We start from the raw sequence: 10,067 nt of genomic DNA, 5'->3' as shown, positions 1-10,067 counted from the left end.
CCGCCAGCAGCAGGGTCAGCAGCATGAAACGCATCGCCCGCTCATCGTGCCCCTGCGCCTGCAGCAGCGGCACGATCGCCAATGCCAGGCACAACCCTGCCAGGCTGCTTACCGCCACCCGCATGGCCGCAATACGGCTGCGCGCTGCAGCATCGACGGTGGCCAGGCCAAGCAGCACGTTCTGTGGCGTGTCGTAGACGCTGTAACTGATACGGAACAGGAGCGCCATCGCCAACGCGAACGGCAACCTCGCGTCGAGCGGTAAATGCGCCGTGGAAAACAGGCCGACCAAGGCCAATGCGGCCACCCATGCCCCCTGCCACTGCAATCGCGCGGCACCGCTGACCGAAGCCAGGGTATGTCGCCACAACTGGCCCACCAGCAGATCACTGCCGGCGCTGGCCAGCAGGCTGATGGCGATCACCGCGCCCATCGCGATGGGCGGCAGCCCCGCAGCCTCGGTGAGGAAGAAAGCGAGCAGCAGTTCGCCGGCCTGCCAGAACAGGCTCTTGCCGAAGTGCGCGGCCGCGTAGGCACGATCCACGCCGGGCTGTCCGCCGGCAAGGAGGGGCGGCGCCATTTCCATCCGCCTTCTCTCCATGGATCACCGCCGGGTACGGCAGTGTCGGGGGCACAGATGGCGCGCCGATGACACATTCCGCCGAGGTACCTCAGCGGCCGGTGGCACCTTCGCGCCAGCCGGCCAGGTGAGCGCTGGGGCTCAATCCAGCTTCACCACCAGCTTGCCGAAGTTGCGCCCCTGCAGCAGGCCAAAGAAGGCTTCCGGCGCATTCTCAAGCCCCTGCACGACGTCTTCGCGGTACTGGATGCGCCCATCGCGCAGCCACTGCGGCATGTCGCGCTCGAAATCCGGCCACAGATGCTTGAAGTCGTGGACGATGAAGCCACGCACGGTCAGCCGCTGGCGCAGGATCTGGCTGAACAGCGCCGGCAGCCGATCCGGCCCAGGCTGCGCGACGCCGCGGGCGTTGTAGGTGGCGATGGTGCCGCACACCGGAATGCGCGCGAAATCATTGAGCAGCGGCAGCACGGCGTCGAGCACATGCCCGCCCACGTTCTCGAAATACACGTCGATGCCATCCGGTACGGCAGCACGCAGCTGCGCTGCAAAATCGGAGGCGCGATGGTCCAGCGCCACGTCCACACCCAGTGTTTCCAGGTACGCACGCTTGACCTCGCCACCGGCGATGGCGACCACGCGCGCACCCTGCAGCTTGGCCAGCTGCGCCACGGTGGCACCGACCGGGCCACTGGCAGCCGCCACCACCAGGGTCTCACCGGGTTGCAGTTTGCCTATTTCGATCAGACTGGAGTACGCGGTGAACCCCGGCATGCCGTACACGCCCAGCGCCGTGCTCAGCGGCAGCCCCGCCGGATCCAGCCGCCGGCTGATCGCGTCGCCCGCCACCACGGCATGGGTCTGCCAGCAGCCAGGGGCCAGCACCAGGTCGCCCACCGCCAGGCCAGGCGCCTGCGACTGCAGTACTTCGGCGACGGTCTGGCCTTCCATCACTGCATCCACGGCCACGGGCGGGGCGTATGACGGGCCATCGTCCATGCGTCCGCGCATGTACGGATCCAGCGACAGGTAACGGTTGCGCAGCAGCACCTGGCCGGGCGCCAGCGCCGGAAGCGGCGCCTGTTCGAGGCGGAAATTGGCGGCGACCGGCGCACCTTGCGGACGCGAGGCAAGCACGATGCGGGTGGTTGAATCGGACATGTCCAATGGCTCTGCTGCGGGCAGCGTCGGGGAGGGAACCGCGACAGTACGCCGCGCCGTGCCCTCGTGGGCGCCGTGAAAACAGCGTTCCATCGGCACCTTCCCCACTCCGCCGCCGCATCGCTTGCCCCGTCAGCTTTGGCGTCAGCGGCGGGCCGCTGTTTTCCGCGTCCGGCATTCCCATCAGGCCGGCTCAACGCAGGATCAACCACTTGCAGTGCCTTCCGCCTGCCGCAGACACCAATGTGAAGGTTTTTTTCCAAAACGCTTGCCGAACCTGTCCTACGTCCGTAATATGCGCGTCCTCGGCAGCGACATCGCTGCAACGAAACAAGTGGCCGAGTAGCTCAGTTGGTAGAGCAGGGGATTGAAAATCCCCGTGTCGGCGGTTCGATTCCGTCCTCGGCCACCACTTTCGAAGACCTGCAGAAATGCGGGTCTTTTTTTTCTACATGGCCGAGTAGCTCAGTTGGTAGAGCAGGGGATTGAAAATCCCCGTGTCGGCGGTTCGATTCCGTCCTCGGCCACCATGTTCAAAGACCTGCAGAAATGCAGGTCTTTTTTTTGGGCACATTCATTGTCGCTGGCACTGTAGTACCGTCCACGGTTCACTGCATGGAGCACTGATGACATGGACGACACCCTGGCCCTGCCCCGCCTGCAGCAGTCACTGCGCCGTCTGCAGTACCTGGTTGCCGCATTGGCCACCCTGCTTCTGGTGCTCGCAGGCATGACTGGCTGGCGGCTGCTGCAACGGAACGCCCCGCTGCATGCCGACAGCATCAGCACGCAAAGGCTGCAGGTGCTGGACGATCGCGGCGTGGTACGTGTGCAGATCGGCCAGGATGCGGACGACGACGACCGACTCAACCGCGCCGCGGGCCTGCTCATCTTCGACCGCAGTGGTGTCGAGCGCGGCGGCCTGAGTACCTTTGAAGACGGCAGCACTGCTCTCGCCCTGGACGCCCCGCTGGGCATGGGGGACGCCCGTTGGCGCGACCGCGCCGGGCTGCGCGTGGACGCCGATGGCTCGGCCCAGCTGCTGCTGACCGACAACCTCACCCGTGGCGTGGTGCGCCTGCATTCGAAGGGCACCGGCGGCGGCGGCATGGACACTTTCAGATGGGACATGTCCAACGGTACGTTGCACACACGTACCCTTACCTACGATGGCGACGAGCGCAGCCAACGCGCCTTCGACCTGTAGCTGACCGCCGGCGGCAGGCACGATCCGGCGCCGCATGGAACTTTTACACCGGCATGCCGCCGCTGGCCTAAGCTCCAATCCTCCTGCCCGGAGCCGACCCATGCATCTGCGCCCTGCCCTGCTCGCCTGCCTGCTGCTTTTCGCCGCACCGGCACTCGCTGCCGAGCCCGTGCGCGCCGTCAGTGAATTGGACATCGATCGCTACGCCGGGCAGTGGCACGAGATCGCACATCTGCCGGTGTCGTTCCAGAAGCAGTGCGTGGGCGAGATCACCGCCAACTACGGGCTGCGCCGCGATGGTCGCATCAGCGTCACCAATGCCTGCCGCAACGGTGATGGCGAGCGGGTTGTCGCCGAAGGCGTGGCGCGGCCCGTTGCGGGACAGCCCGGCCAGCTGCAGGTGCGCTTCGTTCCCGACTGGCTGAGCTGGGTGCCCCTGGTCTGGGCCGACTACTGGGTGATCGCGCTGGACCCCGACTACCAGTGGGCGATGGTCGGTGAACCCGGCCACAAGTATCTGTGGATCCTCGCGCGGCTGCCGGAGATGGACCGCGCCCTGTTCGACCGGCTCAAGGCAAAGGCCGAAGCGATGGGCTACGACCTCGCACCGCTGCGCATGATGGCGCCCCTGCGCGACACCCCCGCCGATTGAGGCGCCGCCCAACCGGGGCACGCTACGTCCGCAATCCGGCATCGCGCACGCCTCGCGTGCATCTTCACGCGCTACCCTCTGTGGCCGGTCGCCGCAGGCGACCCATTCCACCATACGCCGTAGTATGCTTACCCCACGCACCGCCTTCAGAGGACCTGCGCCCATGCTCCACCGCTTCCGTACCGTCTTGATCGTCCTGTGCACCCTGGCCCTGGTCGCTTGCGGCGATGGCATCGTCAAGCGTGTTTCGGAACCGGCCGCGAGCCTGCAGCAGCTGACCGTGCAGGCCAATGGCGACTGGACCGTCGCCCTGCGTCTTCAGAACTACAGTTCGATGCCGATGAGCTTCGACGATGTCGCGCTGGTCTTGACCATCGGCGACACCGAAGCCGGCCCCCTATCCGCCAAGCCGGGCATCTCCATCGGCGGCGTTTCCGCCGATGTCATCAACGTGAACTTCAAGCCCAGCCCGGCCGCACGCCTGGTGATCGCCGACGCACTGGCCAGCAACCGCACCCTCGCCTACAGCCTGAAGGGCACGGTGTCGGCCACGCCGCAGGAAAAGAAGCAGCGCACCTTCGATATCAACAGCCGCAGCACGCTGAACCAGGCCCCGGGCCTGCCCGGCGTGCTGCGCTGATCTCCGCTTTCCGCCGCGACGCATCGCGCCGCTCCCCCTGTTACTGATCAAATCGAGACGCACCGATGAGCAGCTACACCGCCCCGCTTTCCGACCTTCGTTTCGGCCTGCACGATGTGCTGAAGGTCGAGCCGCTGTTCGCCCGTCTTGGCTTCACCGACGCCACCGCCGATGTAGTCGATGCCGTGCTGGAAGAAGCCGGCCGCTTCAGCGCCAGCGTACTGGCCCCGCTCAACAGCGTGGGTGACGAGATCGGCTGCGTGCTCGACCAGGCCAGCGGCGAAGTAACCACCCCACCCGGCTTCAAGCAGGCCTACGATCAGTTCGTCGACGGCGGCTGGACCGGCCTGACCGCGTCGCCGGAACTGGGCGGTCAGGGCCTGCCGCACACGCTGGGCGTGCCGCTCAATGAAATGATCAACGCCGCCAACCTGGCCTGGGGCAACTTCCCGCTGCTGTCGCACGGCGCCATCGAAGCGCTGAAGCAGCACGGCGAAGCCTGGCAGCACGAGGCCTTCCTGAAGCCGCTGATCGAAGGCCGCTGGACCGGCACCATGTGCCTGACCGAGCCGCATTGCGGCACCGACCTGGGCCTGCTCAAGACCAAGGCCGAGCCGAACGCCGATGGCAGCTATTCGATCACCGGCACCAAGATCTTCATCACCGCCGGCGAGCACGACCTGACCGGCAACATCGTGCATCTGGTGCTGGCCAAGCTGCCCGACGCGCCGCCGGGCGCCAAGGGCATCTCGCTGTTCGTCACCCCGAAGTTCAAGGTCGACCGCGACGGCAACGTCGGTGAGCGCAACGCGCTGCGCTGCGGCTCCATCGAGCACAAGATGGGCATCAAGGGCTCGGTCACCTGCGTGATGAATTTCGATGGCGCGCAGGGCTACCTGGTCGGCCAGCCGCACAAGGGCCTGCAGGCGATGTTCACCATGATGAACACTGCACGGCTGGGTGTCGGCCTGCAGGGCATCGGCCTGTCCGAACGCGCCTACCAGAACGCGCTGAAGTACAGCCGCGAGCGCCTGCAGTCGCGTTCGCTCAGCGGCGCCAAGTTCCCGGAAAAGCCGGCCGACCCGATCCTGGTGCATCCGGACGTGCGTCGCATGCTGCTGACCATCAAGTCGCTGGTGGAAGGCAGCCGCCTGCTGGCCCTGCATGCCGCCACCCTGATCGACGTCGCCCACCATGCAGAAGATGCCGGCGAACGCGAGCGCGCCGACACCCTGGTGAGCTTCCTGACCCCGATCTCGAAGGCCTGCCAGACCGAATGGGGCATCGAGAACACCTACAACGCCCTGCAGTGCTTCGGTGGCCACGGCTACATCCGTGAGCACGGCATGGAACAGCTGGCCCGCGATGCCCGCATCACCACGCTGTATGAAGGCACCACCGGCATCCAGGCGCTGGACTTGATCGGCCGCAAGACCGCGTCCAGCCAGGGCGCCGGCCTGAAGCTGATGCTGGCCGAGATCGAAGCGTTCGCCAAGGCGAATGAAGGCAACGCAAGCCTGGCCGAGTTCATCGGCCCGCTGCGCGCCAAGGCCGCCGAGTGGGGCAAGCTGACGATGGACGTGCTGCAGCGTTCGGCCGCCAACCCGGACGAACTGGGTGCAGCCAGCTACGACTACCTGTTCTATTCGGGTTATGTGGTGCTGGCCTACTGGTGGGCCCGCAGCGTTGCCGCCGCCGATGCCAGCGCGCACGGCGCAGCATTCGCCCAAGGCAAGCGCGAGACCGCACGTTTCTACTTTGCCCGCGTGCTGCCGCGCACCCTCAGCCACGCCGCCGCCATCCAGGCGGGTGCCGCACCGCTGATGGCAATGGACGACGAACGCTTCGGCGCCTGAGCCGGGCCGCAGCCGGCACCCGCGGTAGTGCCGGCCGCTGGCCGGCAACTGCAACAGCTGGAGCAACAGCAACAGCTGGTTTCCTGCGGGATGGCGGGGTGGGTCCAATTGCGGGGGACGGCGCAAGTACGTCCCTGTAGCCTCGGTCGCGCCATCCATGGCGCTCACGCCCCCGCAACCGGACCCACCCCGCCTTCGACAACTCCCCGCGGCTGTTGGTAGGTGTCGACCTTGGTCGACACGTAGATCCAGAAATCACCGAAATCCATCTGGAGAAAAGCCCCCCTTTTGTTAAGGGGGCGCGCCGACGGCGCGGGGATAGGAGGGATGCGTGGGCATCCCAACCCGCCATCGGCGGGCTGGGATGCGGAATGCGCGGACCTGAATGTTGACGATTTGTGTATCGCCCGCTGGGCGATACACAAATCGTCAACATTCAGGTATAAGCTGTTTTCCCGATGGAGACAGACACTACACGCTTGGGTCTGATCGAAGCCGGAGCTCCGTTTTCTGCTCCGGGCGCCGAAGCATCGCCCAACGCCACGACGCTGCATCGCCCCGGCACGGTCCGGTTGCTCTCACTTGATGGTCACGGACGAGTCCTGGACTGGATCACCTGGCAGGACGCCGCCTGCCTCTACGCCCGCGATGCCGTCGCCTGGACGCTCGGTGACCCCTGCCTGCACATCCACGGTGGGACAAATCGTCGCAGTGGCATGCAGAGCGGGATGGACCTGCACCCGATCATCGCCGCGCGCGGCCACGCCCGCTCACGCGCGCTGGACCCGACACCGAACCTGACCAACCCGGCCCTGTTCGCCCGCGACGCCCATCTCTGTCTTTACTGCGGACAGCAGTTCGGACGCCCTACCCTGACCCGCGACCACGTCATGCCCTTGTCCAAAGGCGGCCTGGATACCTGGGAAAACGTCGTCACAGCTTGCTTCCACTGCAATTCGCGCAAGAGCGACCGCACCCCGCAACAGGCCGGCATGCCACTGCTGGCGGTGCCCTACCGGCCGAGCTGGATCGAGCACCTGATCCTGTCCAACCGCAACATCCTGGCCGACCAGATGGCGTTCCTGAGGGCCCAGCTGCCCAAGCGTTCCAAGCTCTGCACCTGAACACCTGAAATTGCAACCCTCACCGTCCTGTCACGGACGGCGGCGTTTGCTTGCCCCACCCCCGTTTGAGGGCGAAAATGGGCGTTCAGAACAAGTGCGAACATGATGATCGACTCTGCCCGCTATCCCCGCCTCGCGCGCATCCAGACACCGGATGACCTGCGCACGTTCGACGAATCCGAACTGACGGCGGTTGCCGATGAACTGCGTGCCTACCTGATCGAATCGGTTGGCAAAAGCGGCGGCCATTTCGCCGCCGGCCTGGGCGTGATCGAGCTCACCGTGGCCCTGCACTACCTGTACCAGACCCCGGTCGACCAGCTGGTCTGGGACGTCGGCCACCAGACGTATCCGCACAAGATCCTTACCGGTCGCCGCGACGAGATCCACACTGTCAAGCAGAAGGATGGCGTCGCGCCGTTCCCCAAGCGCGAGGAAAGCGAATACGACACCTTCGGTGTCGGCCACTCCTCGACCTCGATCTCGGCAGCGCTGGGCATGGCCATCGCGCGCCAGACGGAAGGCGACGATCGCAAGGTCGTGGCCGTGATCGGCGACGGCGCGATGACCGCCGGCATGGCGTTCGAAGCGCTGATGCACGCCGGCGGCATGGAACCGGAACCGAACCTGCTGGTGATCCTCAACGACAACAACATGTCGATCTCCGAGGCGGTGGGCGGGCTGACCAAGATGCTCGGCCGCGCCACCGGCAGCCGCACGCTCAATGCGCTGCGCGAAGGCGGCAAGAAGATCCTCGGCGACAAGAAGAACAACCCCGCCCGTTTCGTGAAGCGCTGGGAAGAACACTGGAAGGGCATGTTCGTGCCGTCCACGATGTTCGAGGAGATGGGCTTCCATTACACCGGCCCGATCGACGGCCATGACCTGCCGGCGCTGCTGTCCGCGCTGAAGACGCTGCGTGCCTCCAAGGGCCCGAAGCTGCTGCATGTCATGACCACCAAGGGCAAGGGTTACGAGCCGGCCGAAGGCGATCAGATCGGTTACCACGCGGTGGGCCCGTTCGATCCTGACAAGGGCTTGGTGGCCAAGACCGGCGCGAAGAAGCCCACCTACACCGACGTGTTTGGCGACTGGCTGTGTGACGCCGCCGCGGCCGAGCCGCGCCTGTATGGCATCACCCCGGCGATGCGCGAAGGCTCGGGCCTGGTGCGCTTCAGCAGGGAATATCCGCAGCGTTACTTCGACGTGGCCATCGCAGAGCAGCACGCGGTGACCCTGGCCGCAGGCATGGCTACCCAGGGCGGCAAGCCGGTGGTGGCGATCTATTCCACCTTCCTGCAGCGCGCGTACGACCAGTTGGTGCATGACGTGGCCATCCAGGATCTGGATGTCCTGTTCGCGATCGATCGCGCCGGCGTCGTCGGCCCGGATGGTGCAACCCATGCCGGCAACCTGGACCTCAGCTTCCTGCGCTGCGTGCCGAACATGGTGGTGATGGCCCCGTCCAACGAGGCCGAGTGCCGGCAGATGCTCAGCACCGGCCTGCAGCACCCCGGCCCGGCTGCGGTGCGCTACCCGCGCGGCAGCGGTACCGGCGTGGATGCCGGCAGCGATCTGTCGACCCTGCCGATCGGCAAGGGCGAGCTGCGCCTGCAGGGCAACCGTGTCGCCCTGCTCGCCTTCGGCAGCACCGTCGCCGCCGCCGAACAGGTGGGTCGCGAACTGGGCCTGAGCGTGGTCAACATGCGTTTCATCAAGCCACTGGATCGCGAGCTGGTACTGGCCATGGCCAACCAGCACGAGGCACTGGTGACGATCGAAGACAACGTGGTGGCGGGCGGCGCCGGTTCGGCCGTGGCCGAACTGCTCAATGCCGAGGACGTGCTGCGTCCGATCCTGCACCTGGGCCTGCCGGATGCCTTCCAGCATCACGCCAGCCGCGAGGACCTGCTGGCCGAGGCAGGCATCGATGCCGCTGGCATCCGTGCTGCCCTGCTCAAGCGCTGGCCGCAACTGGCAGCCGGTAACCCGCCGCTGAGCGCGGCGGGCTGAGAAACCGCGGAGGTATGGGCCACGTCATGCGTGGCTCCTCAGGCCCCTCATCCACGCATGGCGTGGATCTACCAAGGTCCTGATGGCGCAGAAATACATCCACGCATGGCGTGGATCTACCAGGGTGCTGGTGGCCCAGAAATACATCCACGCATGGCGTGGATCTACCAAGGTGCTGGTGGCGCAAAGTAGATCCACGCCATGCGTGGATGCCGCAGACCCTGCCGGCGAACGGCGCTGTCAGCCGTAGCTGATCGCTTCGACGAATGCCCCGCTGGACTCCACCCGCACCGACGCACGCTGGCCGGTATCAGTGAAATGCAGGCGGGCCAGGGTTTCGGCGAAATCGAAGGCACGGACGCCATCGCGGAACTCGATCGGTTCCGGCTTGTCCGGGTGCAGCACGCGCCATTGGCGCTGCTCACATTGCAGTCGGATCAACATGCGTTGCTCACTCCTTGAACAGCGTATCGACGACGAGAGAATGACCGCACCAGGCGCGACAGGGATGGCCAGTGCGAACCGGGACGCGCAAGGCGTCCCGGGGGTCGACAATACGAGGAAAGAAGTGTGATCGCTATCAGATTTCTCTGATCTTGAGCCGATCGCGTCAGCCGCTCAGTTCACCTGGAACTGGGCCCTGCAGCCGTTGCTGACCCAGATGCCACGGCGGTCCCAGCCCCAGCTCTGGCCTTCGATGCAGGCACTGCGCGATTCCTGCCGCACCAGACGCACGCCGCGACGAACCTGCGCATCACAGTACTGCTGGCGCCGGTCATTGGAATGGCAGGCAATCACCTGGCCGCCGCCACCCCACTGGCTTCCGCCCCAGCC

At 66.0% G+C, this 10,067-nt stretch carries 10 protein-coding genes and 2 tRNA genes; 8 read left to right on the top strand and 4 right to left on the bottom strand.

Annotation, left to right across the window (positions count from 1 at the left end; genetic code table 11):
* On the bottom strand, positions 1-580 hold a 580-nt coding region (locus tag DBR20_RS07090; protein WP_219927798.1), incomplete at its 3' end, for an MFS transporter.
* A 141-nt stretch (positions 581-721) separates the two neighbouring features.
* Positions 722-1,741: an NADP-dependent oxidoreductase gene (locus DBR20_RS07085; protein WP_108265682.1), complete on the bottom strand. Its 1,020-nt coding sequence runs from the start codon at positions 1,739-1,741 to the stop codon at positions 722-724.
* 336 nt (positions 1,742-2,077) lie between these two features.
* On the opposite strand from DBR20_RS07085, the gene DBR20_RS07080 reads away from it, so the two are divergent.
* The 8 genes from DBR20_RS07080 (at position 2,078) to dxs (ending at position 9,233) form a co-directional block, all read left to right on the top strand.
* A tRNA-Phe gene (locus DBR20_RS07080) sits at positions 2,078-2,153 on the top strand.
* 42 nt (positions 2,154-2,195) lie between these two features.
* Positions 2,196-2,271 (top strand) — tRNA-Phe (locus DBR20_RS07075).
* A gap of 101 nt (positions 2,272-2,372) precedes the next feature.
* A complete protein-coding gene (locus DBR20_RS07070; protein ID WP_108265681.1) occupies positions 2,373-2,948 on the top strand; it encodes a hypothetical protein in 576 nt (191 codons plus the stop codon).
* Positions 2,949-3,048: 100 nt separating this feature from the next.
* Complete coding sequence (locus DBR20_RS07065) at positions 3,049-3,600, top strand: lipocalin family protein (RefSeq protein ID WP_108265680.1); 552 nt, start codon at positions 3,049-3,051, stop codon at positions 3,598-3,600.
* Between the two features lie 163 nt (positions 3,601-3,763).
* Positions 3,764-4,240, top strand: a complete 477-nt coding sequence (locus tag DBR20_RS07060; RefSeq protein WP_108265679.1) for an LEA type 2 family protein — start codon at positions 3,764-3,766, stop codon at positions 4,238-4,240.
* A 65-nt stretch (positions 4,241-4,305) separates the two neighbouring features.
* Entirely contained in the window at positions 4,306-6,096 is a 1,791-nt protein-coding gene (locus tag DBR20_RS07055) for an acyl-CoA dehydrogenase C-terminal domain-containing protein (RefSeq protein ID WP_108265678.1), read from the top strand.
* A gap of 458 nt (positions 6,097-6,554) precedes the next feature.
* Complete coding sequence (locus DBR20_RS07050; RefSeq protein WP_025876340.1) at positions 6,555-7,220, top strand: HNH endonuclease; 666 nt, start codon at positions 6,555-6,557, stop codon at positions 7,218-7,220.
* 105 nt (positions 7,221-7,325) lie between these two features.
* Positions 7,326-9,233, top strand: a complete 1,908-nt coding sequence (gene dxs / locus DBR20_RS07045) for a 1-deoxy-D-xylulose-5-phosphate synthase (RefSeq protein WP_108265699.1) — start codon at positions 7,326-7,328, stop codon at positions 9,231-9,233.
* 240 nt (positions 9,234-9,473) lie between these two features.
* Here dxs and DBR20_RS07040 read toward each other — a convergent pair whose 3' ends face one another.
* Positions 9,474-9,677, bottom strand: coding sequence for a hypothetical protein (locus tag DBR20_RS07040; RefSeq protein WP_032978640.1), 204 nt, complete (start codon positions 9,675-9,677; stop codon positions 9,474-9,476).
* A 174-nt stretch (positions 9,678-9,851) separates the two neighbouring features.
* A partial coding sequence (locus DBR20_RS07035) for a DUF3011 domain-containing protein (protein ID WP_146186966.1) occupies positions 9,852-10,067 on the bottom strand: 216 nt, incomplete at its 5' end.

It is taken from the genome of Stenotrophomonas sp. HMWF023 (assembly GCF_003060985.1).
Lineage (GTDB): Bacteria > Pseudomonadota > Gammaproteobacteria > Xanthomonadales > Xanthomonadaceae > Stenotrophomonas > Stenotrophomonas lactitubi.
This window is presented reverse-complemented; position numbering and strand designations above follow the sequence as displayed.